28 protein-coding genes are annotated in these 24396 nt (G+C 66.2%); 13 read left to right on the top strand and 15 right to left on the bottom strand.

What is annotated here, in order from left to right:
- Positions 1–97: 97 nt before the first annotated feature.
- On the bottom strand, positions 98–1924 hold the full coding sequence (locus ASG79_RS12240; RefSeq protein ID WP_268760773.1) for a glycoside hydrolase family 15 protein: 1827 nt from the start codon (positions 1922–1924) through the stop codon (positions 98–100).
- A 43-nt stretch (positions 1925–1967) separates the two neighbouring features.
- Between ASG79_RS12240 and ASG79_RS12245 the strand changes: the two genes are divergently transcribed.
- A complete protein-coding gene (locus ASG79_RS12245) occupies positions 1968–2699 on the top strand; it encodes a DUF72 domain-containing protein (RefSeq protein WP_056391426.1) in 732 nt (243 codons plus the stop codon).
- A gap of 32 nt (positions 2700–2731) precedes the next feature.
- A complete protein-coding gene (locus tag ASG79_RS12250; protein ID WP_223992669.1) occupies positions 2732–3844 on the top strand; it encodes an App1 family protein in 1113 nt (370 codons plus the stop codon).
- Between the two features lie 21 nt (positions 3845–3865).
- Here the strand turns inward: ASG79_RS12250 and ASG79_RS12255 are convergent, their stop codons facing one another.
- The 4 genes from ASG79_RS12255 to ASG79_RS12270 form a co-directional block, all read right to left on the bottom strand.
- Positions 3866–5413, bottom strand: coding sequence for a glycoside hydrolase family 1 protein (locus ASG79_RS12255; RefSeq protein ID WP_056391432.1), 1548 nt, complete (start codon positions 5411–5413; stop codon positions 3866–3868).
- 97 nt (positions 5414–5510) lie between these two features.
- A complete protein-coding gene (locus ASG79_RS12260) occupies positions 5511–5888 on the bottom strand; it encodes a hypothetical protein (protein ID WP_056391435.1) in 378 nt (125 codons plus the stop codon).
- Positions 5889–5929: 41 nt separating this feature from the next.
- The gene (locus tag ASG79_RS12265) at positions 5930–6307 is read right to left on the bottom strand and encodes a J domain-containing protein (RefSeq protein ID WP_056391439.1); all 378 of its coding nucleotides are present in this window, start codon (positions 6305–6307) and stop codon (positions 5930–5932) included.
- A gap of 64 nt (positions 6308–6371) precedes the next feature.
- Complete coding sequence (locus tag ASG79_RS12270) at positions 6372–6797, bottom strand: Hsp20/alpha crystallin family protein (RefSeq protein WP_056392048.1); 426 nt, start codon at positions 6795–6797, stop codon at positions 6372–6374.
- A 144-nt stretch (positions 6798–6941) separates the two neighbouring features.
- On the opposite strand from ASG79_RS12270, the gene ASG79_RS12275 reads away from it, so the two are divergent.
- A complete protein-coding gene (locus tag ASG79_RS12275; protein ID WP_056391447.1) occupies positions 6942–7259 on the top strand; it encodes a MerR family transcriptional regulator in 318 nt (105 codons plus the stop codon).
- 62 nt (positions 7260–7321) lie between these two features.
- Here the strand turns inward: ASG79_RS12275 and ASG79_RS12280 are convergent, their stop codons facing one another.
- From ASG79_RS12280 to ASG79_RS12295, 4 genes are all read right to left on the bottom strand, one after another.
- The gene (locus ASG79_RS12280; RefSeq protein WP_056391450.1) at positions 7322–8119 is read right to left on the bottom strand and encodes a phosphatase PAP2 family protein; all 798 of its coding nucleotides are present in this window, start codon (positions 8117–8119) and stop codon (positions 7322–7324) included.
- Positions 8120–8215: 96 nt separating this feature from the next.
- A complete protein-coding gene (locus tag ASG79_RS12285) occupies positions 8216–10063 on the bottom strand; it encodes a S8 family serine peptidase (protein ID WP_235509799.1) in 1848 nt (615 codons plus the stop codon).
- Positions 10064–10158: 95 nt separating this feature from the next.
- The gene (locus tag ASG79_RS12290) at positions 10159–11037 is read right to left on the bottom strand and encodes an NAD-dependent epimerase/dehydratase family protein (RefSeq protein WP_018770582.1); all 879 of its coding nucleotides are present in this window, start codon (positions 11035–11037) and stop codon (positions 10159–10161) included.
- 46 nt (positions 11038–11083) lie between these two features.
- Positions 11084–11677, bottom strand: coding sequence for an adenylate kinase (locus tag ASG79_RS12295; protein ID WP_056391456.1), 594 nt, complete (start codon positions 11675–11677; stop codon positions 11084–11086).
- Between the two features lie 295 nt (positions 11678–11972).
- Between ASG79_RS12295 and ASG79_RS12300 the strand changes: the two genes are divergently transcribed.
- Positions 11973–12716 (top strand): GAF and ANTAR domain-containing protein, encoded by a 744-nt coding sequence (locus tag ASG79_RS12300; protein ID WP_018770584.1) that lies wholly within the window; start codon positions 11973–11975, stop codon positions 12714–12716.
- Positions 12717–12792: 76 nt separating this feature from the next.
- Positions 12793–13203, top strand: a complete 411-nt coding sequence (locus ASG79_RS12305; protein ID WP_056391459.1) for a response regulator transcription factor — start codon at positions 12793–12795, stop codon at positions 13201–13203.
- Positions 13204–13303: 100 nt separating this feature from the next.
- On the opposite strand, the gene ASG79_RS12310 is transcribed toward ASG79_RS12305, so the two are convergent.
- A complete protein-coding gene (locus ASG79_RS12310; RefSeq protein ID WP_056391461.1) occupies positions 13304–14140 on the bottom strand; it encodes an alpha/beta fold hydrolase in 837 nt (278 codons plus the stop codon).
- Between the two features lie 174 nt (positions 14141–14314).
- Between ASG79_RS12310 and ASG79_RS12315 the strand changes: the two genes are divergently transcribed.
- Together ASG79_RS12315 and ASG79_RS12320 are read left to right on the top strand one after the other, a co-directional pair.
- Positions 14315–14722 (top strand): ArsR/SmtB family transcription factor, encoded by a 408-nt coding sequence (locus ASG79_RS12315; protein ID WP_235509800.1) that lies wholly within the window; start codon positions 14315–14317, stop codon positions 14720–14722.
- A 137-nt stretch (positions 14723–14859) separates the two neighbouring features.
- Entirely contained in the window at positions 14860–15771 is a 912-nt protein-coding gene (locus ASG79_RS12320; protein WP_200953178.1) for a cation diffusion facilitator family transporter, read from the top strand.
- A 73-nt stretch (positions 15772–15844) separates the two neighbouring features.
- On the opposite strand, the gene ASG79_RS12325 is transcribed toward ASG79_RS12320, so the two are convergent.
- The 3 genes from ASG79_RS12325 to ASG79_RS12335 all read right to left on the bottom strand — a co-directional run bounded on the left by ASG79_RS12325 (position 15845) and on the right by ASG79_RS12335 (position 19325).
- The gene (locus ASG79_RS12325; protein ID WP_056391468.1) at positions 15845–17029 is read right to left on the bottom strand and encodes a fatty acid desaturase family protein; all 1185 of its coding nucleotides are present in this window, start codon (positions 17027–17029) and stop codon (positions 15845–15847) included.
- Between the two features lie 13 nt (positions 17030–17042).
- Positions 17043–18140, bottom strand: a complete 1098-nt coding sequence (locus tag ASG79_RS12330) for a ferredoxin reductase (protein ID WP_056391470.1) — start codon at positions 18138–18140, stop codon at positions 17043–17045.
- Positions 18141–18296: 156 nt separating this feature from the next.
- Positions 18297–19325 carry an LLM class flavin-dependent oxidoreductase gene (locus ASG79_RS12335; RefSeq protein WP_056391473.1) on the bottom strand — a complete coding sequence of 343 codons (1029 nt, stop codon included), beginning with the start codon at positions 19323–19325 and terminating at the stop codon, positions 18297–18299.
- Positions 19326–19379: 54 nt separating this feature from the next.
- On the opposite strand from ASG79_RS12335, the gene ASG79_RS12340 reads away from it, so the two are divergent.
- Genes ASG79_RS12340 through ASG79_RS12350 form a run of 3 tightly spaced genes read left to right on the top strand, consistent with a single transcriptional unit; the run spans position 19380 to position 20484 of the window.
- Complete coding sequence (locus ASG79_RS12340) at positions 19380–19739, top strand: YnfA family protein (RefSeq protein ID WP_056392051.1); 360 nt, start codon at positions 19380–19382, stop codon at positions 19737–19739.
- Positions 19740–19748: 9 nt separating this feature from the next.
- Positions 19749–20144 carry a YidH family protein gene (locus tag ASG79_RS12345; RefSeq protein WP_056391475.1) on the top strand — a complete coding sequence of 132 codons (396 nt, stop codon included), beginning with the start codon at positions 19749–19751 and terminating at the stop codon, positions 20142–20144.
- A 4-nt stretch (positions 20145–20148) separates the two neighbouring features.
- A complete protein-coding gene (locus tag ASG79_RS12350; RefSeq protein WP_018770595.1) occupies positions 20149–20484 on the top strand; it encodes a DUF202 domain-containing protein in 336 nt (111 codons plus the stop codon).
- A 32-nt stretch (positions 20485–20516) separates the two neighbouring features.
- Here ASG79_RS12350 and ASG79_RS12355 read toward each other — a convergent pair whose 3' ends face one another.
- Positions 20517–20915: a hypothetical protein gene (locus tag ASG79_RS12355; protein WP_018770596.1), complete on the bottom strand. Its 399-nt coding sequence runs from the start codon at positions 20913–20915 to the stop codon at positions 20517–20519.
- Between the two features lie 85 nt (positions 20916–21000).
- On the opposite strand from ASG79_RS12355, the gene ASG79_RS12360 reads away from it, so the two are divergent.
- From ASG79_RS12360 to ASG79_RS12370, 3 genes are all read left to right on the top strand, one after another.
- Complete coding sequence (locus tag ASG79_RS12360) at positions 21001–21237, top strand: DUF2630 family protein (RefSeq protein WP_026265973.1); 237 nt, start codon at positions 21001–21003, stop codon at positions 21235–21237.
- A complete protein-coding gene (locus ASG79_RS12365; RefSeq protein WP_056391477.1) occupies positions 21237–22031 on the top strand; it encodes a carbon-nitrogen hydrolase family protein in 795 nt (264 codons plus the stop codon). Before ASG79_RS12360 ends, ASG79_RS12365 begins: the two co-directional genes overlap by 1 nt.
- Before the next feature lie 322 nt (positions 22032–22353).
- On the top strand, positions 22354–23673 hold the full coding sequence (locus ASG79_RS12370; protein WP_056391480.1) for an ammonium transporter: 1320 nt from the start codon (positions 22354–22356) through the stop codon (positions 23671–23673).
- Between the two features lie 24 nt (positions 23674–23697).
- On the opposite strand, the gene ASG79_RS12375 is transcribed toward ASG79_RS12370, so the two are convergent.
- The gene (locus ASG79_RS12375; protein WP_018770600.1) at positions 23698–24324 is read right to left on the bottom strand and encodes a PadR family transcriptional regulator; all 627 of its coding nucleotides are present in this window, start codon (positions 24322–24324) and stop codon (positions 23698–23700) included.
- Positions 24325–24396: the final 72 nt, after the last annotated feature.

Raw genomic sequence — 24396 nt, forward strand, 5'->3', positions numbered from 1 at the left:
CAATCACGGCGCTGTGCTTGGGAGCACTCCATGAGGTATTAGTAAGTATACTTATCTATCCTGCGAAGGAGAAGTTCCAGCCCCGGTCCGCGCCGCCTCAGCGCGAATCCACCCCTTCAGGCGGAATGGGGCTGTCACTGCGCCGAACCGTATCCTGATGCAGCTCCAGGGCGCTAGTCACAAGGGCAAAATGGCTGAACGCCTGCGGCGTGTTGCCCAGCTGACGCCTGGCTTTCACCGCCCATTCCTCGCTTAGCAGCCCGACGTCGTTGCGCAGTTCCAGCAGCCGCTCAAAGAGTTCGCGGGATTCCTCATGGCGGCCCGCCCCCAGAAGCGCCTCCACCAGCCAGAACGAGCACGCCAGGAAGACGCCCTCGTCGCCCGGCAGGCCGTCGTCGCTCTGCTCCGGCCGGTACCGCAGCACAAACCCGTCCTGGGTCAGCTCCCGCTGGATTGCTTCGATGGTTCCCACCACCTTGGGATCATCGGGCGGCAGGAACCCCACCCTGGGAATCAACAGCAGGCTGGCGTCCAGCTCCGGACGGCCGTAGGACTGGACAAACGTATTGCGCTCCGCGTCGAAGCCGTTGGCCATGATGTCCTTGCGGATCTGGTCCCGCAGCAGCTCCCAGCGCTCCACGGGGCCCGGCAGGCCGGACTCGCGCACACCCTTCACCATCCGGTCCGCAGCCACCCACGCCATGACCTTGGAGTGGGTGAAGTGCCGGCGCGGCCCTCGCATCTCCCAGAGCCCGTTGTCCGGCTGGTCCCAGATGGTTTCAAGGTGCTCCATCAGCGCAATCTGCACGTCCCAGGCCTCGTCCGTATGCGTCAGCAGCGAGTTCCGGGTCAGCGCCAGGCAGTCAAGGACCTCACCCCATACATCCAGCTGGAACTGCTCAGCCGCCGCATTCCCGATCCGCACCGGTACCGAGTTCTCGTAACCCTTCAGCCACGGCAACTCCATTTCCGGCAGCCGCCGCTCGCCATGGATCCCGTACATGATCTGCAGGTCGGCGGGGTCGCCGGCCACGGCCCGGAGCAGCCAGTCCCGCCAGGCAGCGGCCTCCGCGGTGTAGCCGGCCGCCAGCAGCGCCTGCAGCGTCATGGCGGCATCCCGCAGCCAGCAGTAGCGGTAGTCCCAGTTACGCTGGCCGCCCGGCTGCTCCGGCAGCGACGTTGTGACGGCCGCGACGATCCCGCCGGTTGGGCCATACGTCAGCGCCTTGAGCGTTATCAGGGAACGGACCACGGCCTCCCGGTACTTGCCCTTGACGGTGCATTGCGAGGACCAGCCCCGCCAGAATGCAAAGGTGCTGTCAAGGACTACTTCCGCGTCCACGGATACCGGGCGTCCCACATGGCTGGGCGCCCAGGTCAGCACGAAAGGTACCTTTTCGCCTGCATTCACGGTGAAGTCGCTGACAGTGTGCATGTTCTCGCCATGCAGGGGTGCCGGAGTGACCAGGTAGACGGCATCCGGACCGGCGATCGCGTGCAGCCCGCGCTTGTCCTTGCGCACCCACGGAATGATGTGCCCGTAGTCGAACCTCAGGACCAGTTCGCCGTGCATCCTGACGCTGCCGCTGATGCCTTCCACAATCCGGACGATGTCAGCGACGGAATCACGCGGCGGCATGAAATCGGTGATGCGCACGGTTCCGTCCGGCGTCTCCCACTCCGTATCCAGGATGAGGGTGCCCTCGCGGTAGCTCCGGCGGGTGCATTCGCCCCCTCTTTCCGGAGCCAGCAGCCAGCGCCCCGAGTCCGGCGTGTCCAACAGCGAATTGAAGCAGGCAGGGGAATCGAACCTCGGGAGGCAGAGCCAGTCGATAGAGCCTTCCCTGCTGACCAGGGCTCCGGTCTGAAGGTCGCCAACAACCGCATAATCTTCGATTCGCGCCATGACATTACCCTGCCACACCCGGGCCCGAACGGAAGGGGAAGCCCGGTGTAGCCTGAGGCAAATGGGAATCCACATCGGCACCTCCGGCTGGAGCTACGACCACTGGGAGAACGTCCTGTACCCGCCCGGGCTGCCCGTGCGGGACCGGCTCCAGTGCTACGTCGCCGAATTCAGCACGGTGGAACTGAACGCCAGCTTCTACCGCTGGCCCAGGGATACCACCTTCGCCGGATGGAACAGACGCCTGCCGCCCGGGTTCGCCATGTCCGTCAAAGCTCCCAGGGGACTCACGCACGCGCGGAAACTGTATTCACCGGAAGTCTGGGTGGAGCGGATTGCCCGCTGCTGGCACGAACTGGGGGACAAACGTGCCGTGCTCCTGGTCCAGCTGCCGCCCCAATTGGAGCGCGACGACGCCAGGATGGACTACTTCCTCGCTGCGGTTCCGCCGTGGATCAGGGTTGCCGTGGAGTTCAGGCACCCGAGCTGGGACTGCCCTGAGGTGTTTGCCCTGCTGGAGCGGCACCAGGCCGCCTACTGCATCATGAGCGGCGCCAACCTGCCCTGCATCCTGCGGACCACCGCCTCCTTCGCATATGTCCGGCTGCACGGACCCGACCACCAGCACCTCTACGGCGGCTCCTACTCGGACGCCGACCTCCACTGGTGGGCCGACCGGATCCGTGAGTGGGACGGCGCGGGCATCGATGTCTACGCGTACTTCAACAACGACGGCGGCGGGAACGCCGTGTGGAATGCCCGGACCCTGCGCGCGATCCTCGGCAACGGCTGATGCCCGCTGCCGCCCTGTGGCAGAGTGGTGGCATGGACTCGGCCCCGCAGAACCCCGACCAGGACACGGCACGCCCACCCCGGCGGAACACGAAGGGCCGCACCGCCCTGTCCGGAAGCCAGTTCTTCCGGCTGGCACACCGGTTGTCGGACGCGGTCAACGACGTCCGGATCCAGCTCGCCAAGCGGTGGAAGTTCGTGCCGCAGACCATCGCGTACCAGGGTTATGGCTCCACCACCCGGGTGCGCGTCCTGGGCAGGGTACTGCTGACACAGAAGCCGCCGCCCGGAAGCAAGGCCGAGCACGCGGCCAGGAACGGCAACCAGAACATCCGCGGCTGGCGGGCGTTCACGGGGGTGCCGTTGCAGTTTTCCGACGTCGAAATCACCATCGGTGATGTGGTCTCCCACGTCACGGCGGACCGGGGCGGGCTGATCGATACCGAGGTGGACGTGCAGCTGTCCCCCGGCTGGCACACTGCCGTGCTGCGGGCCGAGGGAACCGAGCCGGCGGAGGCACTGATCCAGGTGATCGCTCCGGGCGTGCAGTTCGGCATCGTCTCGGACATCGACGACACCGTCATGGTGACCGCCCTGCCCCGGCCCTTCCTGGCCCTGTGGAACACCTTCGTGCTCAGCGAACGGGCGCGCATGGCCACTCCGGGGATGGCCGTGCTGCTGGACCGGCTGACCATCGAGCACCCTGAAGCCCCGGTCATTTACCTGTCCACCGGCCCCTGGAACGCGGCCCCCACCCTGGCACGGTTCCTGACCCGCAACATGTACCCCAAGGGCGCGCTGCTGCTCACGGACTGGGGACTCACCCAGGACCGCTGGTTCCGCAGCGGCCAGGACCACAAGCACCGCAACCTGGAGCGGCTGGCCCAGGAATTCCCGGACATGCGGTGGCTCCTGATCGGCGACAACGGACAGCATGACGAGGCCATCTACTCCGCCTTTGCCGCCGAAAATCCGGACAAGGTTGCAGCAATCGCCATCCGGCAGCTGTCCGTCAGCGAATCCGTGTTCGCCGGCGGCCACTCCGAGGACGGCGACCACACCACCTCCCGCGTGCCGTGGATCTACTCGCCCGACGGCGCCGGCATCGCCAAGCAGCTGGCCATGCTGGACCTGCTCCGGGGCTGAACGGCTCCCGGCTGCGCAGCCTTACTGCGCGTTGGCACCCAGGGGTGCGCCGTCGTCGGGCAATTCACTGTCCAACAGCTCCGGAACCGCTGCCTGCGCGATGGCCGCCCCGGCCGCGGCAGCCAGGTCGCGTTCCTCGATGAGCTCCTGGAACCAGAAGTAGGACGCCTTGGGTGTGCGGTCGAGCGTTTCGAAGTCCACGTGCAGGAGGCCGAACGGCTGGTTGTAGCCGGCGGACCACTCGAAGTTGTCCAGGAAGGACCACACGTAGTAGCCGCGCAGGTCCACGGATTCGGCCACCCCACCGGGCGCCGTGGCCCGGAGCGCGGTTTCAAGGTGGTCTGAAATGTACTTCAGCCGCCGCTCGTCCGGGATGAACCTGGTGTTGGTGGACTTGTCCCGGACAATGATGTCCTCGAAGCTGGCTCCGCCCTCGGTGATGATCACGGGCGGCAGGTTGGGGTACCGCTCGGCCATCTCCTTCAGGGCCACGGCCATGTACTCCGGCTTGACCGGCCAGCCGTATGCGGTGACGTCCGCTTCCGGCCACGTCTCCACGTGGAAGGGCGTAGCGCCGTTTCCGGCCGCGCTGAGGTCGCTGCCCATGGCCTCGGCCATGCTGGCCGGCACGGCGCCGTTGCCCGGCCCAACGGCCACCTTGGTGGGCATGTAGTAGTTGAGCCCGTAGAAATCGAGGGGCTGGGAAATGATCTCCATGTCCTCTTCGGGATGTTCGAAGGAGCTGAAGAACTTGGCCGCGCGGATGAGGTCCGGGTACTTGCCCGTCAGGACAGGGTCCGCGTAGAGCCGGTTCTGCCCCAGGTCCATAAGTCCCGCGCTGATCTTGTCCAGCGGGTTGATGGAGTTGGGCACCATGGGTGAGTAGACGTTGGTCATGCCGATTTCGCCGGGCACCCGCGCCGCGCGAAGGGCCTGGACGGCGAGCCCGTGGCCCAGCAGCTGGTGGTGGACCGTGGGGAAGGCACCCAGGGCCAACTCCTTGCCTGGGGAGTGCAGCCCCAGGGAGTAGCCGTTGGCGCTCACCGTTGCCGGCTCGTTGATGGTGACCCACCGGGCCACCCTGTCACCGAAGGCGTCCGCCACGAGCGCCGCGTACTCCCCCAGCCGGTAGGCGGTGTCCCGGTTCATCCAGCCGCCGGCCTCATCCAGTTCCAGGGGCGTATCCCAATGGTAGATGGTGGCCATGGGCGAGATTCCGTTGGCCAGGAGCTCGTCCAGGAGCCGGTCATAGAACGCCATGCCTGCGCGGTTGGCCGGGCCGGTGCCGCCCGGCTGGATGCGCGGCCAGGAGAAGGAGAACCGGTAGGAGTCAACGCCGAGCTGCTTCAGGAGGGCCACGTCCTGCGGCATCCGGTGGTAGTGGTCCGTGGCCACCACCGGGCTGTGGTCCTCAACGATGGCACCGGGCCGGGCAGCGAACCTGTCCCAGCCCGCCGGTCCCCGTCCATCCTCGTCCAGCGCCCCTTCGATCTGGAATGCTGCGGTTGCGACGCCAAGCGTGAACCCCGGGGGGATGAGCGCTGCGAGGTCCTTGGCGGTGATGTGCATTGGGGTCCAGCCTTTGGTCACGGTAGTTAGGGTACGTCCCAGAATGTCACAGCGGAGGTCGGCTGACGAGCAGCAACTCCGCTCCCGGCGCCGGCAACTACTGGGTGCCGAACAGGAACTCCTTGGCGTGCGCCACTGCCTTGCGGAAGGCATCATTCCGGAGCGTCACCAGGTGGTCCGTGTCGTCGTCGGACGGCTCCAGGTAGCCGGTGTACCCGGGCCGCAGGACCCAGATGTCCCCGCCCGGCGGGAGGTAGAACACGCCGAAGGAACGCTGCTGCCTCTCATCGGCGGTCCATACCGGAACCACCGCCAGCGCGGCACCCGTGGTGGGGTTGATCCACTGTGCCCGCGGCAGAGGCTGTTCGTGCGCCTCCGGGTCCAGGAAGGGCGCGGTTCCCTCGCCCCACCGCTGCTCAAAGCGTTCGAAGAATGCAGGAATGAGGTGTGAATCGTAGCGCCGCCAGTCGCCCATGCAGTTTTCCGCCTCCTTGGATCAATGGCCCAGGGCCTGGATCAGGACCAGGGCCCGCTTTCCCACCGCACCGGGGTGACGCGGATGGGAGGTCCGGACTGCCCGCCACGGCTGCGGACTTTCCGGACCGGAATGATGGTGGGCGCAGCTGCCGCCAGCTTCCTGTCGTAGTCGGCGCGGCGCCCGGGGTCACGCAGCACGTTAAACGCCTGCATGATCCGGAGAAGTTCCTCCCCCTGTGCAGTGTTGCCCTTCTCCGCCGTCGTATCCCCCTTGGTCTCCATGCCTTCGTAAGCCCGCCCGCCGTCCATATCCGGATGGTGGGTGCGCATGAGGGCGCGGTAGGCATGCGAGATTTCCTGGCGGCCGGCGTCCCGGCCTACGCCCAGGATGGCGTAGTAGTCGGGGAGATCAGTCATCCTGCCTCCTGTTTCGCCGGCGCCCCGCCCGGAGGGTCAAGGGCGCCGGCACGAAAGCATGGTCCTAGCTGCCGATCTGGTGTTTCTCGCCCTGCTGGGTCTGGATCTCGATCTTGCGCGGCTTGGCCTGCTCGGCAACCGGAATCCGCAGGGTCAGGACACCCCGGTCATAGCTGGCCTTGATGTGCTCGGTGTCCAGGGTGTCACCCAGGATCAACTGGCGGCTGAACACGCCCCGGGGACGCTCAGAGGCCACGAGCTCCACGTTGGGCTGCGTGGGGTCCTTGCGCTCCGCCCGGACGGTCAGGACGTTCCGCTCAACGTTCAGGTCCAGGGAATCCACGTTCACACCGGGAAGGTCGAACGCCACCACGAATTCCCCGTCTTCCTGCCACGCGTCCATGGGCATGGCTGCCGGGCGGGCGGAGGTTCCAAAGACCTGCTGCGTGAGCCGGTCCAGCTCACGGAACGGGTCCGTACGCATCAACATCATTTCCCACTCCTTTAGCTTCCAGGTGCTGGATCTGCAGCTACCCACCATCTCCTTTAATCTATGGTGGTGGATATAGATTTTTTATAGCACTCGTGCAAAACTGAAGCAAGGTACCAGCGGAAGCGATTTTTGGGAGAAAGAATGGCAGATCCTGAAGCAGGTCGGGCTGGCCGCTCCCCCGGTTCACGGGCCCTGTACGCCATCTCGGTGGCGGCGGAGCTCACGGGAACCGGACAGCAGAACATCAGGCTGTACGAAACCAAGGGACTGTTGACGCCCTCGCGGACGGCGGGCGGCACGCGGCAGTACAGCGACGACGATATCGCCGTACTGCTGCGGATCGGCGAACTCCTGCAGGAGGGGTTGAACCTGGCGGGCGTTGCGAAGGTATTGGAGCTGGAGGCAGCCAACGTGAAGCTGCACCGGGCACTCAAGCGGGCAAAATCGCGGCCGCAATAAGAGGGGGCCAGGAAGCGGCCCAGGAAGCGGGATCCGGTTCCCGGACTGCTCCCGGTAAGTTCCTACTCTCCGGTGGATTCGGCCCTTGACAGCTCTCCGGTGATCGGTTCCCCCGGAATCCTGGCCGTCCGCCACGTGTCAAGCGTGATGACCCCGGAGAGGATGAGCAGCGAGAGCGCGAACGACGCCAACGCATCCGTGGGCCAGTGGTAGCCAAGGTACAACCGGCTGGCGATAGCGAGGATGATGCCGATCCCGGCCCCGATGAAGCCGAACACCGCGGCACGCGGGTTCCGGCGCCGGGAGAAAATCAGGTAGGCGCCCACCAGCAGGAAGTCGCAGGCCCCCAGGACGTGCCCGGACGGGAACGAGAAGGTCTGGTCCGCGCCGAACAGCATCTGGTCCAGGGGGGGCCGGGAGCGCTGGACGATGTGGAGGATGATCTGCGAGATGATCACTCCGGTCAGCATCGCGGAGGCGAGCAGGATGGGGCGCCAGGCGTGCTTGGCTGCGAATCCCCAGACAAGGATCACCACCAGCACGATGATGGGCAGCGCGATGGGGCCGAAAATCACCGCCAGGAAGATCATGATGGCAGTGACGGCCGCTGAACGGGTGGTCAGCAGCCAGTCATGCACGGGAGCGTCGGCAACGGAAAGGCCGTCGGCCTGCACCACGCTGACCAGGGTGGCAATGAAGAGTGCCAGCCCCACGACGGCCAGGATGATCGACGCGCGGTACAGGCCCCGCCGGTCGGCAGGGTCCACGTAGCGTTCCTCCACCACGAACTTCTCGTGGAAGGCGTGCCACCTTCCCGCTTTCCGTTCAGAGACTGCGGAACCTGCTGATTTCTGTGCCAATGTGCTGCCCGTCCCTACGCCGCGGAAGATGCGTGCCGTGATGAATGCCTAGGGTGAAGATTATCCCGGCCACGGCCCATTCACTCCATCAGGCGGCTAGAAAGAGCCGGTGGTGAACTGCCAGCTCCGGCTGGCGAGGGGGTTGCCGGCCAGGTCCCGGATGCCGCTGGTCCCGCCCGTGAGGGTCACGGTGTACCGCGTCTTGGCGGCGAGGGTCTCCTGGGGGTCAAGGATCCACTGGTTGGTGGTGCCGTTGCGGTAGGCCGTTGCTGCCACCACGGCGCCGGTGGCCGGGTTCTTCAGGGTGAACGTGGTGGTGTTAACGCCCTGGACCGCCTCGCTGAAGGTGGCGCTGATGCTGCTGCTCCTGCGGACCAGGAGGGCGTTGCTGCCCGGCGAGTAGCTGGTGACGGTGGGCGCGGGGCCAGTGGTGAACGTCCAGCTGGTGGACGCCAGCGGGGTACCTGCGGCATCGCGGATGGCCGAGGCTCCTCCTGTCAGGATTGCGGTGTAGCTGGCATCGGGGGCAAGGCTTGCTGCCGGGTCAAGGGTGGCGGTCAGGGTGGTGGCGTTGTACGTGACGGTGGCCGCGATGCTGTTGCCGGCTGCATTCCTGAGCACGAACGTCCCGGCGCTCACGCCCTGAACCGCGGTGCTGAAGGTGGCCGTGACGTTCGTTCCAGCTGCCACGGCGGTGGCCTTGGCGGCCGGTGAAACAGACGTGACAGCGGGTGCAGGGGCAGGCGCAGGTGCAGGTGCCGTTGCGCCGGTGTACAGCAGGCGGTTCGGGGTTCCCGCGGAGGCGCCGGCGATGACGCCGGACGTGGCATTGGCTACCAGTGCCGCTGCTACGTCGGCCGGTGCCAGGGCAGGGTTCTGCGACAGCAGGACGGCGGCTGCTCCGGCGGTGTGCGGCGCGGCCATGGAGGTTCCGGACATGGATGCGGTGGCGGTGGTGGAGGTGTAGTAGTCGGAGGTGATGCCGACGCCGGGCGCATACAGGTCCACGCAGGACCCGAAGTTGGAGAACGAGGCCTGCTTGTCGGCGGAGTCGCTGGCTGCCACCGTGACAGCCCCGGGGACGCGGGCGGGCGAAGCGGTGCAGGCATCCACGGCGGAGTTTCCTGCGGCAACCACTGTGGTGACGCCGTCGTCAAGAACTGCCTGGATGGCGGCGTCCACGGTGCTGCTGGCCGCTCCGCCCAGGCTGAGGTTTGCCACGGCGGGGGTTCCGGCCGCATGGTTGGCGGCGATCCAGTCCAGGCCGGCCACCACGTCCGAGTTGTAGCCGGACCCGCTGCAGTCGAGCACCCTCACGGGCACCAGCGTGGCGCTCTTGGCGACGCCATACGTGGCTCCGGCCACGGTTCCGGCCACGTGGGTGCCGTGGCCGTTGCAGTCGGTGGTGCCGTTGCCGTCCGCCACCGCTGTCCAGCCTGCCGCAACCCGGCCACCGAAGTCGGTGTGCGATGCCAGGATGCCGGTGTCCACCACGTAGGCGGTCACCCCGGCGCCCGCCGCGGTCCACGAGTACGAACCGGAGAGCGGAAGGGTCCGCTGGTCTGCGCGGTCCAGGCCCCAGGGGGCGGGCTGCTCGGTCCCGGAAACCTTGACGGGGGCGTCGGGCTCCACGGACAGCACCTTCCCGGACCTGGCAAGGGCTGCCGCCTGCGCGGGGTTGGCCGTGACGACGGCGCCGCGGACTGCATGCTCGAAGGTACGGCCGACGGCGAGGCCCTGGCCGCGCAGCCCGGACACCTCGGCTGCGAGGTCGGCAGTGGCGGCGTACTGCACGATGTAACGGCCGGTTGCGGCGGCGAGGGCAGGAGCAGCAGCCGCCGGCAGGGACACGGTGGAAAGGCCGACGGCGGAGAGCAGCGCCGTGAGGGCCGGCAGCACGAAGAATCGGGTACGAATTTTGGGGTCCTTGTGGTGGCGGGGCAAGGGGGGATACCAAAAGGATAGGAGCCGGAAGCACACGGCTTCCGGCTCCTTGGATGATCCTTCGCGAACCCTCGGCGATTCCTGCGGACGGGTGGTTATCGCTGGCTTTCCACCGTGTTGGAGCCGGCCGCCACGTGGTTACGCCAACTGTGCTCGGGTTCGAAACCGAGCAGGCGCCGCGCCTTGTCGATGGACAGCATCGTTTCGTGCTCTCCCAGGTCCTTGGTGACCTTGACGCCGGGAAAGACCTCTTCCGCCAGGCTGGCGCTTGACCGGCTCATCACCGTGTCAGCGTTGGCGATGATGAAGGCTTCGAACCCTGGTTTGGCGTTCTCCAGCGCACGTACTACGGCCTGCGCGCCGTCCCTGCCGTCGATATAGCCCCACAGGTTCCACTTCCGCAGCGTCGCGTCGGCGTCGAAGGAGGGGAATTTGGCGTAGTCGGCCTCGTCCATGACGTTGGAGAACCGCAGGCCGGTGATGCTCAGTTCGGGGTCCCACCGCGTCATCTCCACAGCCATCTGCTCCTCCAGCGTCTTCACCAGCGAGTAGGTGCTTTCCGGCCGCGGCGGGTACTCCTCATCCACCGGGATGTAGGGCGGGTCGATGTCGAACGGCAGCCCCAGGACCGTCTCGCTGGAGGCGTACACCACCTTCTTGATGCCGGCGCGCCGCGCCGCCTGGAAGACGTTGTAGGTGGACAGCATGTTGTTTTCGAAGGTGGCTGCGTCCGGAAGGATGCCCGGGGCGGGAATGGCACCCAGGTGCACCACGGCGTCGAACCCGTCATGCCGGTCATCAACGCCCAGCAGCGCGTCCACCACCTGGCCGTAGTTGCGCAGGTCAACCACCAGCAGTTCCGGGCTGCGGGCACCCGCACGGTCCAGGGTGAGGACCTGGTGGCCGTCGCCTGTCAGCCGGCGCACCACGTGCCGCCCCAGTTTTCCGCTTCCGCCTGTAACGGCAATTCTCATCACTGTTTCCTTTTGCTCGAGTGCGTTCACCGTGCGGTGTTTTCGGTCAGGACGGGGGTTGCGGGGCTGCAAGGAACTTTTCGACGGCGGCGATTGCCAGTGCAGTTATCCCGCCCGGGTCCCCGCTGCCGTTGACGGACACAAGAATGCCCCGGCCCGCGTACACCGAGACTACTTCATGCGTCTGGCGGTGGTAGAGGTCCAGCCGGCGCCTGAAGACGTCGATGGTGTCATCCGTGCGCCCCTGCTCCAGGGCGCGGCGGTGCATCCGCTGCTCCAGTTCCTCGTCGGGCGCCTGCAGTTCGATCACGGCGTCCAGCGCATGCCCCTGTGCCTCAAGCATGCGGTCGAGTTCCAGTACCTGTTGAGCTGTCCGCGGATAGCCGTCCAGCAGGAACCCGTGCATCGCGTCGCTTTCGAGGAGACGGTTCTTGACCAGCGCGTTGGTGAGGTGGTCCGGTACGAAATGGCCGTCATCCAGGTACCGGGCGGCCTGGTTCCCCAGGTCGGTCTGTTGGCTGACGTTGCTCCGGAAAATATCCCCGGTGGAAACGGCAGGGACCCGGAAGTGCCGCGCGAGGTGTTCGGCCTGGGTTCCCTTGCCGGACCCTGGTGGTCCAATGATGAGCAGCCTGGTCATGTTCCTGTCCCTCCGCCGCTGAGCAGCCCCTGGTCCCGCGGCCAGCCCGCAGCAGCACCGGCGCCTGCTTCATTGTGCCGGTATGCCCGGCCCCGCGCCAGCCTTTGCCCGCTCCGGGGCAGCCATATATGACGCTTTGGGCGGCACGGGGATGTATATACTTCTGGTTATCGGTTTAGCAGCAGGCCGTTGGAAAGTTCGTCGATCCAGCGACCATCACCGGCTCCCCGCCCAGTTGCGGGGTGTTGGCGTGTTGCCGGCTCGTTTTGACCTGAGCGAATGGCACCAGAAAATCGTGGCCAGCGAGTCAACAGCAAAAACCGATACATCCATCACTGAGCACCTGCATGAACTTGTCCTCAACAGCTCCGACGTTGAGGACTTCCTTAATGAACTGGCACAGGTCTCCGCACGCAATCTCTCCGAGCCCGGCGACGAAATGCTGTGCGCCATCACCCTCCTCCGGCAACGCAAGGCCGCCACGGTCGCCAGCAGCAGCCCGGATGCAAAGTCCATCGGACGGCTTGAACACAGGTACAGCGACACCCCGGGCCTCACGGCTTCCACGGCCCAGGAGATCGTGCACGCTCCGGACCTCACCGCGGATGGCCGCTGGCCTGAGTACGCCGCCGCCGCGACTGCCGAGGGGATCCGCTCCGTGGCGGCAGTTCCGTTCCGGCTTGAGGGGGAAACCAAGGCATCGCTGCTGCTGTACTCCCGCCGCCCGCACCGGTTCGAGGGCCGCGTGCTGAAGTTTGCCGAGGATTTCGTCAGCCAGACCTCGCTGGCGCTCCGCCTTGCGGTGCGGTTCGCGCACTACAGCGAAACGGCCGCGAACCTTCGGGCCACCCTTGAGTCCCGCACGGTCATTGACATGGCTGTCGGCATCATCATGGCCCAGAACCGGTGCAGCCAGCAGGAAGCCTTCGACATCCTGAAGACCGCTTCCAGCACCCGGAACACCAAGTTGCATGATGTGGCCGCGGCGGTCGTCAACGCCCTGGGCCAGGGCCCGGCGCGCACGCATTACGACGGATAGCGGCCATCTTTTGCGTCGGTCATGCCGGCAGCGTTCCCGCAGGTAGACTGGTGCCAACTTTTCGCCGGGGGGCTTGATGGAACAGCAGCGTGTTTGCCTTGTCGTGGAGGATGACGACGATATCCGCGGACTGATCGAAGTGGTCCTGTCGCGCGCGGGCTTTGAGGTCAGGATGGTGGGCACGGGGGCCGAGGCCATTGCCGCCGCGGCTGATCCCGCCATCGCCCTGGTGACCCTGGACGTTGGGCTGCCGGATATGGACGGGTACGTGGTGGCCCGCGCCATCCGCGCCCTTACCAGCGCGCCCCTGCTGTTCCTCACGGCCCGTTCCGAGCAGGACGATGTGCTGGCCGGCATGGCATCGGGGGCCGCGGGGTACCTCACCAAGCCTTTCCGTCCGCAGGAGCTCCGGGATCTCGCCGTACAACTGGTGACACCGCCGCCGGTTTCCCAGGAGCCGCACATAACGGGCAAACCCGCCTGCTAAGTTCGCCTCCTGGACATGAGGCATGACACCTCGGCGGACCGCGGTGGTGAGCAAACGGCGACGGCGGCATACCGTCGTCGCCGTTTGTCCGTTTGACCCCCTACTGCGAAAGGAAGGCCAGCAGCGCTTCGTTGACCTCCGCGGCGTGCGTCCAGAGCAGGCCGTGCGGTGCACCCTCGATCTCCACGTACTCGGCACTCGGCAGGGCCTTGGCGAACAGCCGGCCGGTGGAATCGACGGGCAGGATGTTGTCAGCGGTGCCGTGCAGGATCAGCGCCGGAACATCGATCTTGGGGATGTCCTGGCGGAAATCCGTAAGCCAGGTGGGCTGCGCTGCAACAGAAGCATGCGCTCCGGCGCCGGCAGCCAGGTTCCAGCTGGCGTTGACGGCTTCCTGGCTGAGCCGCGGGGTGCCCAGGAAGGTGTCGGAGTTGTAGAAGTTCTTGAAGAATTCGGTGAAGAAGGCGTAGCGGTCGGCGGTGACCGCTTCCTTGAGGCCGTCGAACACGTCCTGCGGTACGCCGTCGGGGTTGTCATCGGTCTTGAGCAGGAAGGGCTCCAGGGACCCGAGGAACGCCGCGCGGGCCACGCGGGCCGAGCCGTACGTACCGAGGTAGCGGCCCACCTCTCCCGTGCCCATGGAGAAGCCCACCAGCACCACGTTGTTCAGGTCCAGGGTGTTGAGCAGGGTGTTGAGGTCCGCTGCGAAGGTGTCGTAGTCGTAGCCCTCGGTGGGCTTGCTGGATTTTCCGAAGCCTCGGCGGTCATAGGTGATGACACGGTACCCGGCATCCAGGAGGGCGGCGGTCTGCTTTTCCCAGGATGATCCGTCCAGCGGGTAGCCATGGATCAGCACGACGGGCTGGCCGGAGCCGTGGTCCTCGTAGTAGAGCTCGATGTCAGTGCTGTTCTCGGTACCTACGGTAATGAAAGCCATGGAGGCAAGTTCCTTTCGAGACTGATCTGATCGGAGCGGTCCGGCGGAACGCCGGGCCCTGCACCTCCTACTCTAGGGGGCGACCCCCGCTCCAGCAGCCTCGATTCGTCGCGCCGTTCGGTGCCCGCGGCGGCCTGGACGCGCTGCTGTGAAGTAGTGTGACACTATATGCGCATGAATGCAGATAGTAATGCTTGCTCACTGAAGGCGGACAGCCAGTACGTGGAATTGGCCGTGGAGGTCTTTGCCATGCTGGCGGACGCCACCAGGGTGCGGATCATTTTGGCCCTCCGTGACGGCGAGATGGCGGTGGGTGCCCTGGCGGACGTGGTGGGCAAGTCCCCCGCCGCCGTGTCCCAGCATCTGGCCAAGATGCGGCTGGCAAGAATGGTTTCCACGCGGCAGGACGGGACCCGGGTGCTCTACCGGCTGGAAAATGAACACGCGCGGCAGTTGGTGGCGGACGCCATCTTCCAGGCCGAGCATGCACTCGGCGGCGAACCTGCCCACCACCGCGCTCCCCACAAGCAGGTCCCCCACAACCAGGGCTTCGTCCACACCGGACAGGGGAACGCGTCGTGAGCGGCCCGCACCGCGGGTCAACGCACGGCCACAGCCACCCGCACGGGACGGACCACGGCGGCCACCAGCACGACCACGACCACGACCACGACCACGACCACGGGCATCATCACCACACCGGCTTCAAGGGCTGGCTGATGGAGCTCTTCGTTCCGCACACGCATGACGCCGCAGATTCCATTGACGATGCCATGGAGGCCAGCACCGAGGGCATCAGGGCGCTGAAGATCAGCATGTTCGTCCTGCTGGCCACGACGGCGCTGCAGTTCCTGGTGGTCCTGTTCAGCAGTTCGGTGGCCCTGCTCGCGGACACCATCCACAACTTCTCGGACGCCCTGACCGCGGTGCCCCTGTGGGTGGCCTTCATCCTGGGACGCAGGGCCGCCACCCGCCGCTACACGTATGGCTACGGCAGGGCTGAGGACCTGGCCGGACTGTTCATCGTGGCCGTGGTGGCCCTCTCCGCAGTGGTGGCCGGCTGGCAGTCCGTGGACCGGCTGATCCATCCCCAGCCGCTGCAAAACCTCGGCTGGGTCATCGCCGCCGGCCTGATCGGCTTCGCCGGGAATGAGGCCGTGGCAATCTACCGCATCCGGGTTGGCCGGAGGATCGGTTCCGCGGCGCTCGTGGCGGACGGTGTGCATGCCAGGACGGATGGCTTCACTTCGCTCGCGGTGGTCATCGGAGCGGTGGGGGTCATGCTGGGTTTCCCGCTGGCTGATCCGATCGTCGGGCTGATCATCTCCGCTGCCATCATGGTCCTGCTGTGGGGAACGGTCCGCAGCATTGGGCGCCGGCTCATGGATGGCATCGAGCCGGACCTGGTGTCGCGTGCCGAAGCCGCGCTGGCGGCGACGCCGGGCGTCCTGGCAGTCCGGCACCTGCAGCTGCGGTGGTCCGGGCACCGGTTGCAGGGCTCGGCACGGATTGACCTGGCGGACATGGCATTGTCCCGGGCGGAAGCGGTCCTTGAAAGCGCCGAACACCGACTGCGTCATGCACTGCCCAAGCTGGACCACGTGCTCCTGGTTCCAGGCACCCGGCGCTAAAGGCCGCCAACGCAGAAGTGACCCGGCCGGGCAGCGCCGGCCGGGTCACTTCCCGGGTTTTGCTTTGAGGCTTCTAGGCCCGCGCAGCCTTGCCGGGCAGGGCCAGCTTGAAGACCTTGGCCCAGGACGAACCCACCTGCTTCAGCAGCGGGCCGGTGGTGTACTTCAGGCCATAGCGCTGGCAGATCTCGCGGACCTTGGGCGCCACCTCGGCGTACCGGTTGGAGGGCAGGTCGGGGAAAAGGTGGTGCTCGATCTGGTGCGAGAGGTTGCCGGTCATGAGGTGCATGAACTTGGAGCCCGAGATGTTCGCCGAGCCGATCATCTGCCGCACGTACCAGTCACCGCGGGTTTCGCCGTCAACCATCTCTTCGGTGAAGGTGTCGGTTCCTTCCGGGAAGTGGCCGCAGAAGATAACCGCGTGGGCCCACACATTGCGGACGGCGTTGGCAGTGATCGTGCCGAACAGCGCCTGCTTGCCGGATCCGGTCAGCATGGCGACGGCAGGAGTGGCCGCGTAGTCCTTGGTGAACTGGGTAACGACTTTCTTGCCCAGCGCCTTGAGGTCCTTGAGCAGGGCTTCCTTGGACTTGGTGCCTTCCTTGTACTCGGTCAGCTCGAGGTCGTAGATGGCGATGCCCCACTCGAAAACCGGCGCCAGGATGGCATTGAACAGCGGGTTGGCCAGGTTGATGGGCTTCCACGGCTGGTTCTCGTCCATGCGCAGAAGGTTGTATCCGACGTCGTTGTCCTTGCCCACCACATTGGTCCAGCGGTGGTGCAGGTCATTGTGGGTGTGCTGCCAGGACCGCGAGGGCGTGACGAAGTCCCATTCCCAGGTTGTGGAGTGGATGTCCGGGTCCCGCATCCAGTCCCACTGGCCGTGCAGGATGTTGTGGCCCAGCTCCATGTTTTCCAGGATCTTGGCCAGGCTCAGCAGGGTGGTGCCGGTAACCCAGGCGGCTTTGTTCTTGCTGACCAGGAGGGCGGCGCGGCCGGAAATCTCCAGGCCGCGCTGGATCTTGATCATCCGGCGGATGTAGGCAGCATCCTCGGCCCCGCGCTTGGCCAGGACCTCGTCCCGGATGGCGTCCAGTTCGCGGCCGAGTTCAGCTACCTGCTCGTCGCTGAGGTGCGCGGCGGCCGGCGGGCGGACGGTGGGGCTCCCGGATTCGGCGAGTTTGCCCGGGCGCGTCCGTGAGGTGCCGGCGCTGGCTCCTCCGGCGGCCGTGGTCTTTGTGGGTGAGATGACAGTCATACGGTACTGCTCCTCAGAGTTCGAGGTTGACGGGCCCGGCGGCTGCCGAGACACACGTTTGGATAAGTTGGCCTGGTTCGCCATGGATTTCCCCGGTCCGCAGGTCGCGGACCTGGCCGGCCAGGAGCGGTGTGAGGCAGCTGTGGCAGATGCCCATCCGGCAGCCGCTGGGCATCAGCACCCCGGCGTCCTCGCCGATGTCCAGGATGGGGGTGTCGCCGTCGGCCTCCACCTCCCGGTCCGAGGCTTCGAAGGTGACCAAGCCGCCGTCGTGCCCTACACCGGCGTTGAAGGTGGTGTTGAAGCGCTCGATCATGAGGTTGCCGGCGTCTCCGGCAACGGCGACGTCGGTCCCCGGCGCCCGGGTGGTCAGCGCAGCGCGCTTCCAGAGGGCCTCGGCGTCGTCCAGGAAGCTGTCCGGACCGCAGGCGTAGGCAGCCCGGTCCTTCCAGTCGGGGCAGATTTCGTCCAGCTCCTTGGTGCTGGAGAAGTCCATCCGCCCCTGTTCACCGGTGTACCAGTGGGCCAGGCGGAAGTTGGGGAACTGGTCCGCGAGTTCGGCCAGCTCTTCACGGAACAGGCTGTCGCCCGGAGTGCGTGCGGAGTGGACCAGCACGACGTCGGCATCCGGACGCCGCGGCACAAGGGTACGGATCATGGACATCACCGGGGTGATGCCACTGCCCGCCGTAACCATCAGCAGGGGCCGGGGGTGCTCCGGAAGCACGAAGTCGCCCTGCGGCGGAGCCAGGAACAGGACATCGCCGGGCTTGGTGGTGCGCACCAGCGTGCCGGACACGGCGCCGACGTCCGTGACGGTGATGGCAGGATCCTTGCCTGCCGGAGCGCTGAGCGAATAGGAGCGCCAGTGCCGGACGCCGTCCAGTTCGACGCCGATGCGGGCCCACTGACCGGCAAGGTGCGCCTTCCAGCCGCGGCCGGGGCGGAAGAAGATGGTGGCCGACTGGGCCGTCTCCTGGACCACGCGGGTGACCACGCCGCGCAGTTGCCTGGCTGAGTAGACAGGGTTGAATAGTGCCAGAATGTCTTCCGGCGCCAAAGGGGTGGTAAGCACTGAGGCCGCCTGGGCCAGCTGACGTAGCCGGATCATACGGTTAAGCCTAGAGCGGTGCGAGCCATATATCTCTCTCTCCGTCATATGACCGTTCCGCAGTCACACACTAGTTAAGGGCGCGAAGCCCCCACGCCGCACTATAAGAGTAACGGTTCGGTCTCACAAATTGTTCCCGCACCTGGTTTCCGCACGTTATTGGCGGCTCCAGCCCAGGGCCGGGGCGACGTGCCCGGCGATGTTTCCCAGCAACTTGGCGTTGAAGTCCACGCCCAGTTGGTTGGGAACGGTCAGCAGCAGGGTGTCCGCTGCCTGCACTGCCGCATCGGCTGCGAGTTGTTCCGCCAGGAGGTCCGGCGCGCCCACGTAGCTCTTGCCGAACCTGGCAGTCAGTCCGTCGATAACGCCCACCTGGTCGCGGCCGTCACGAAGGGCGCTGCCGGCGAAGTAGTAGTTGTCCTCCTCATCCACGATGGGAAGGACGCTGCGGCTGACCGAAACACGCGGGGCATGGGTATGTCCTGCTGCCGCCCACGCGTCCCTGAACAGCTGGATCTGTTCGGCCTGGAGTTCATGGAAGGGGACACCGGTGTCCTCGGTGAGCAGTGTGGAGCTCATCAGGTTCATGCCCAGTTCCGCGGCCCAGACGGCGGTCTTCCTGCTGCCGGCGCCCCACCAGATCCGTTCCGCGAGGCCCGGGGACTGGGGCTGGACGGGGAGGAGGCCGGTGGCGCCGCCGGCGTACCTGGGGTCCGCCTCAGCCATGCCGGCACCCGTGATGGCCTTGCGGAAGACGGCGGTGTGGCGCCGGGCCATGTCGGCGTCGGTCTCCCCCGGCTGCGGCCGGTAGCCGAATGCCGACGCGCCTTCCCGGGCCGGCTCGGGTGACCCGCGGCTGATGCCCAACTGCAGCCTGCCACCGCTGATCAGGTCTGCCGCTGCAGCCTCCTCCGCCATGTACAGGGGATTTTCGTAGCGCATGTCGATGACGCCGGTGCCAATTTCGATCCGGCTGGTGCGGGCTGCGATGGCTGACAGGAGCGGGAAAGGTGATGCCTGCTGCCTGGCGAAGTGGTGGACCCGGAAGAATGCCCCGTCCACGCCGAGTTCTTCAGCGGCAACCGCCAGTTCGATCCCCTGGAGCAGGGCGTCCGCCGCCGTCCTGGTGCGCGAGCCCTGGCCGGGGCCCCAGTGGCCGAATGAAAGGAATCCTATGCGCTGCATACCTTGCCCAACTGTCCGGATACCGGTGGCATTCCCGGCTGGAAAGATGGCTCCGTGGGCATACCGGAGGAAACCGTCAGTATTTTCAAGGCCATTGTGTTGTTCGTGCTGGCCGCGGCAGCGGAGATCGGCGGCGCCTGGCTGGTGTGGCAGTCCGTCCGCGAAGGCAGGGACTGGTGGTGGGCCGGACTTGGCGTGGCCGCGCTCGGCGCCTACGGCTTCGTGGCCACCCTGCAGCCGGACGCGCACTTCGGCCGGATCCTGGCGGCCTATGGCGGGGTGTTTGTGGCAGGTTCCCTGGCATGGGGCATGGTCTTTGACGGCTTCCGCCCCGACAGGTGGGATATCACAGGCTCCCTGGTTTGCCTGCTGGGTGTTGCCGTGATCATGTTTGCCCCGCGGAGCGGCGGCTAAACTGGCCCGGTGACCAACAGTGAGCAGCCGCCCGGCCCGCCCCCGCGCGGAAAAATGGCCGAACGGCTGCTCCCCGGCGGCGAGGAACCGGACCCCCGCTTCACGCTTGCCAACGAGCGCACCTTCCTCGCCTGGATCCGCACGTCGCTGGCGCTGCTGGCAGGCGGCATTGCCGTTGAGGCGTTCACGTCCGGACTTTTTGTTGAGCCTGTCCGTAAAGGCCTTGCGGTCCTCCTGCTGCTGCTGGGCATGATGCTCAGCGGTGGTGCCGCGGTGCGGTGGCTTCGGGTGGAGCGGAGCATGCGCACCAGGGCCCCGCTGCCCCTGCCGTTTTTCGTGCCCCTGTTGGCCGGGGCAGGGGCGTTGGCTGCCGCCGTCGTCCTGGTCTTTATCCTCTGGCGCTGAGCCTGTGGCAGCCCATGTTCCCAGCCCCCACGGCGATCCCGGCCTCCAGCCCGAGCGGACCGCCCTGGCATGGGGCCGCACCATGCTGGCGTTGGTGACGGCGAGCGCCTTCTTCCTGCGCTGGCTACCCGTCTACGGGTTACCCATCCTGATGCTGCCGGCGATTTCCGGCGGCGCCGCCCTTGCCATCTACCTCACGCAGCGCCGCCGGTACCGGGCCAGGTCCCATGGCCTGGCAGGCGAAAGCATCGAAGCGGACCTGCCTGCCGTGCTCTGGACCGCTCTCGCCGGAGTGGTCCTTGGCGGACTTGGCATTGTTGTGGTCCTGATCAGTCCGTAGAACACAGCCAGCCCCTGGAACACAGCCGGTTCCTAGAACATCGGCAGGACGAAGCCGGCCAGGAGCGCTACCGAGCCGATCGCCGTCAGGCAGCGGCCCAGGACCGAGGCTGTCCTGCCGGCTTCCTCCGGCGCGGTGGTCTGCCACTGCGTTGGGCGCTTGGGGTGGTAGTAGATGGGGAGGGTGTCTCCCGCCGCCATGTCCCTGATGTCGTAGGGAGACATGGGGGCGTTGTGGACCTGGTGCTTCCGGTCGAACCAGCGGAACCCCACGCCGGTGGAATCGGAGTACACCACGGCCTCGGCCACGTCCCAGGGGTGCACGAAGCGGCGGAGGAAGCCGGTGTAGAAAAGCAGTCCCAGCCCGGCGGGCAGGCACAACCAGGTGAGCACTTCCAGGATGGGACCTGCCATATCGAGCGCAGTGGGCATGAAGTTGATGGTACCGCGCGGGGACTGGTGGCTTCAGCACCTGATCCGTACGCTGAAGGTGACCGGTCCGGAGTTAGGGGAAGCCATGAATGATCAGGACATTTTGACGCACATCCAGGCCCTGGTGGAGGAGGAGCACTCGCTGCGCGAGGGATCGGGCAGCGGGCAGGCCCCGGACCCGGCGCGGTTGAAGTACGTGGAAGAAAGCCTGGACCAGTGCTGGGACCTGCTGCGCCAGCGCCGGGCCAAGAAGGATTCCGGGGAGAACCCGAACGACGCCGAGGCCCGCCCCATCAGCGAGGTTGAGGGCTACCGGCAGTAATGCGTATTGCAGTAGCGCAGATCATCAGCGGTGCAGACACCGCCGCCAACCTTGAACTGATGTGGGACTACGCCGCGCAGGCCAGTAATGCGGACGCGCAGTTGGTTGTCTTTCCCGAAGCGACGATGCGCGCGTTCGGGCACTCCCTCAGGGACATTGCCGAGCCCCTCGACGGCCCGTGGGCCAGCGAGGTCCGCAGGATGGCCCGGGAGCTGGAGATCACGATTGTGGCCGGCATGTTCACGCCGGGGAAGGACGGCCGCGTCCGCAACACGCTGCTGATCACCGGACCCGGTGTGGATGCTTCCTACGACAAGATCCACCTCTTCGATGCCTTTGGGTTCACGGAGTCCAGGACAGTGGACGCAGGGGAAGGGCCGGTTACGTTCGAACTGGACGGGACCGTCTTCGGCCTTGCCACCTGCTACGACGTGCGCTTTCCCGGCCTGTTCACGGCAAACGCGAACGCGGGGGCGCAGGTGAACATCGTGTGCGCTTCCTGGGGCGCCGGGGAGGGCAAGGCCGAGCAGTGGGACCTGCTGGTTCGCGCACGGGCGCTGGACAGCACCGCGTTCGTGATTGCCTGCGGCCAAGGGGATCCCGAAACCGTCGGCGCTGGTCCCGCCGGAACAGCACCCACGGGAATCGGCCACAGCGCGGTTGTGACCCCACTCGGCAAACCGCTGGTGACCCTTGGCGGAAAACCCGAACTCGCCGTCGTCGATATTGACCCCGCCACGGTGGCCGACGTACGGGCCAACCTGCCGGTCCTGGCCAACGCGCGCAGGTTCTGACCCTGTGAGCTGCCGTTCATAGCTCTGAAACAGAAGGCCAAGCAGGGTACGACGGCGTTTCTCACCTTAGGTGCGCTGCGTCGCCTGTGCCGGCGGGGAAGTTTTGGGAAGGTGCCAGCGTGGGTGGCTCCGGCCAGAGAAGCCGTTTACATTCCCGAAACATACCGGATACGTGAACTTCACGCGGGAGCGATTTGTGTAACGTGCCTGCAACTTTAAGCGGCATTGACTGAAACACGCGACGCCAAAAATGGATCCCGGGGGAAATGCTTGGGGCCAAAACAGGCCCCGGACCAAGATCACGTTGCGAAGGGACCCACCGGTGGAAATCACTGCCCAACACGTCTGGCTGATGATTTCGGCCGCCATGGTACTGCTGATGACCCCTGGGCTCGGCCTCTTCTACGGCGGCATGACCCGCGCCAAGGCCGCGCTGAACATGATCATGATGAGCTTCATCTCCGCCGGGATCGTGGGCGTGGTGTGGGTTCTCTGGGGTTACTCCATGACTACCGGAGACGGCATCCTGGGGCTCTTCGGCAATCCCTTCACGAGTTTCGGCCTGCAGAACCTGATGGGCTCGCCGGACCTCCTCAAGGCCGGTTACAGCGCCACCTTCGCCATCATCACCGTGGCCCTGATCAGCGGCGCCATCGCCGACCGCGCGAAGTTCAGCGCATGGGCACTGTTCGTTCCCGTGTGGATCACCCTGATCTACTGCCCTCTCGCCTACATGATCTGGGGTGGCGGGCTGATGAGTGCAGGCGGGGCCGTCACCGCAATCTTCGGCCAGGTCATCGATTTCGCCGGTGGCGCCGTGGTGGAAATCAGTTCAGGAACTGCCGCGCTGGTGCTGGCCATCATCGTGGGCCAGCGCCACGGCTTCGCTAAGGACCCCAATCACCGCCCCCACAACCTGCCCTTCATCATGCTGGGCGCGGCCATCCTGTGGTTCGGCTGGTTTGGCTTCAATGGCGGCGCCGCAACCAGCGCTGAACAGGCCGGCCTCATCTGGATCAACACGCTGGTGGCCCCCGCCGCGGCCATGCTCACCTGGCTCATCACCGAAAAGATCCGCCACGGGCACCCCACCTCCCTGGGCGCCGCCTCCGGCGTTGTGGCCGGCCTTGTGGCCATCACCCCTTCCTGCGCCAACGTCAGCCCGGTGGCAGCAATCGGCCTGGGCCTGGTGGCGGGAGCGGCATGCTGCGTATTCGTGGACCTCAAGTACCGGTTCGGCCTTGATGACTCCCTCGACGTGGTGGGCGTCCACCTGGGGGCCGGCCTCATTGGCACCCTGTCCCTGGGATTCATCGCCCTCCCCGTGAACGGCCAGGGCGGCGGCCTCTTCTACGGCGGCGGTGTCCAGCAGCTCATCGCCCAGACAGCCGCCGTCGTCATCACCTTGCTGCTGTCCGGACTTGGCACGGCGGTCATTGCGCGGATCATCAACAAGGCGGTGGGCTTCCGCGTCAGCCACGAGGCCGAGACCGCCGGCGTGGACCTGTCCGAGCACGCCGAGACCGCCTACGCGTTCGGCGAGATCGGAGCAGGCTTCAACCCCCTGCGCCAGGCAGCTGCGCACATCCCGACCGCTGCTGCTCCCGCGGAGCGGCACGCCCGGGAAGACTCCTTCGCGTAGCTTCCGCAGCCGCGGCCTAAGAATCTAGTCCGCAAGGATTTTGTAAAGCGCCCGGCGGGTTTCATCCATCTTCTCGATCGCAGCAGCACGCTGTTCCTGGGTCACGCCGGTGCGGAACTGATGGATGGCGCCCAGGAGCTTGCCGATGCTTTGGTGGAAGTCCCTGTCGGCGCTGTCCGGTTCGGCGTTCCAGGCGTTCTCCATCTCCTCGGCATGCTCTGCCACATAGGCCCTGCCTGCGTCCGTGAGTGCGAACTCGGTCCCGCGGCCTTCACTGAGCGCCTCGATCAGGCCCTCATCCACCAACTGCTGGAGCGTGGGGTAAATGGATCCCGGGCTTGGCCGCCACATTCCGCCGGTCTTTGCGGCGATGGTCTTGATCAGTCCGTAACCATTGGATGGCGCCTCCGCAAGGAGCGAGAGGATGGCTGCACGGACATCGCCCCGGCTGGCCCGCCGGCCGCCCCGCCCGAAACCCGGGCCAAAGCCCGGCCCGAATCCGGGTCCGAAACCAGGTCCAAAACCAGGTCCGAAACCGGGACCAAAGCCCGGACCCCGGTGCCCGTGCGGTCCCCTGTGGCCCCTCCCCCGTTCGAAGCGGCCCTTGCCGAATTCCGGGCCGGGATTCCTGTCATCAAATATGCCTTTCATGGTGGCATGGTCCTTTCGTTTTCAGAAGCTCGCTGTTTTATTCAGCGATAGCTAACGATATGTCGGTAACTA

The sequence above is a fragment of the Arthrobacter sp. Soil761 genome (genome assembly GCF_001428325.1).
Lineage (GTDB): Bacteria > Actinomycetota > Actinomycetes > Actinomycetales > Micrococcaceae > Arthrobacter.

Bases quoted from the DNA above. Each gene is read 5' to 3' on its own strand.
- ASG79_RS12245 (WP_056391426.1), top strand. From the start codon at position 1,968: ATGGGAATCCACATCGGCACCTCCGGCTGGAGCTACGACCACTGGGAG.
- ASG79_RS12250 (WP_223992669.1), top strand. From the start codon at position 2,732: ATGGACTCGGCCCCGCAGAACCCCGACCAGGACACGGCACGCCCACCC.
- ASG79_RS12255 (WP_056391432.1), bottom strand. From the start codon at position 5,413: ATGCACATCACCGCCAAGGACCTCGCAGCGCTCATCCCCCCGGGGTTC.
- ASG79_RS12260 (WP_056391435.1), bottom strand. From the start codon at position 5,888: ATGGGCGACTGGCGGCGCTACGATTCACACCTCATTCCTGCATTCTTC.
- ASG79_RS12265 (WP_056391439.1), bottom strand. From the start codon at position 6,307: ATGACTGATCTCCCCGACTACTACGCCATCCTGGGCGTAGGCCGGGAC.
- ASG79_RS12270 (WP_056392048.1), bottom strand. From the start codon at position 6,797: ATGTTGATGCGTACGGACCCGTTCCGTGAGCTGGACCGGCTCACGCAG.
- ASG79_RS12275 (WP_056391447.1), top strand. From the start codon at position 6,942: ATGGCAGATCCTGAAGCAGGTCGGGCTGGCCGCTCCCCCGGTTCACGG.
- ASG79_RS12290 (WP_018770582.1), bottom strand. From the start codon at position 11,037: ATGAGAATTGCCGTTACAGGCGGAAGCGGAAAACTGGGGCGGCACGTG.
- ASG79_RS12295 (WP_056391456.1), bottom strand. From the start codon at position 11,677: ATGACCAGGCTGCTCATCATTGGACCACCAGGGTCCGGCAAGGGAACC.
- ASG79_RS12305 (WP_056391459.1), top strand. From the start codon at position 12,793: ATGGAACAGCAGCGTGTTTGCCTTGTCGTGGAGGATGACGACGATATC.
- ASG79_RS12310 (WP_056391461.1), bottom strand. From the start codon at position 14,140: ATGGCTTTCATTACCGTAGGTACCGAGAACAGCACTGACATCGAGCTC.
- ASG79_RS12315 (WP_235509800.1), top strand. From the start codon at position 14,315: ATGAATGCAGATAGTAATGCTTGCTCACTGAAGGCGGACAGCCAGTAC.
- ASG79_RS12320 (WP_200953178.1), top strand. From the start codon at position 14,860: ATGGAGCTCTTCGTTCCGCACACGCATGACGCCGCAGATTCCATTGAC.
- ASG79_RS12325 (WP_056391468.1), bottom strand. From the start codon at position 17,029: ATGACTGTCATCTCACCCACAAAGACCACGGCCGCCGGAGGAGCCAGC.
- ASG79_RS12330 (WP_056391470.1), bottom strand. From the start codon at position 18,140: ATGATCCGGCTACGTCAGCTGGCCCAGGCGGCCTCAGTGCTTACCACC.
- ASG79_RS12335 (WP_056391473.1), bottom strand. From the start codon at position 19,325: ATGCAGCGCATAGGATTCCTTTCATTCGGCCACTGGGGCCCCGGCCAG.
- ASG79_RS12355 (WP_018770596.1), bottom strand. From the start codon at position 20,915: ATGCCCACTGCGCTCGATATGGCAGGTCCCATCCTGGAAGTGCTCACC.
- ASG79_RS12360 (WP_026265973.1), top strand. From the start codon at position 21,001: ATGAATGATCAGGACATTTTGACGCACATCCAGGCCCTGGTGGAGGAG.
- ASG79_RS12365 (WP_056391477.1), top strand. From the start codon at position 21,237: ATGCGTATTGCAGTAGCGCAGATCATCAGCGGTGCAGACACCGCCGCC.
- ASG79_RS12375 (WP_018770600.1), bottom strand. From the start codon at position 24,324: ATGAAAGGCATATTTGATGACAGGAATCCCGGCCCGGAATTCGGCAAG.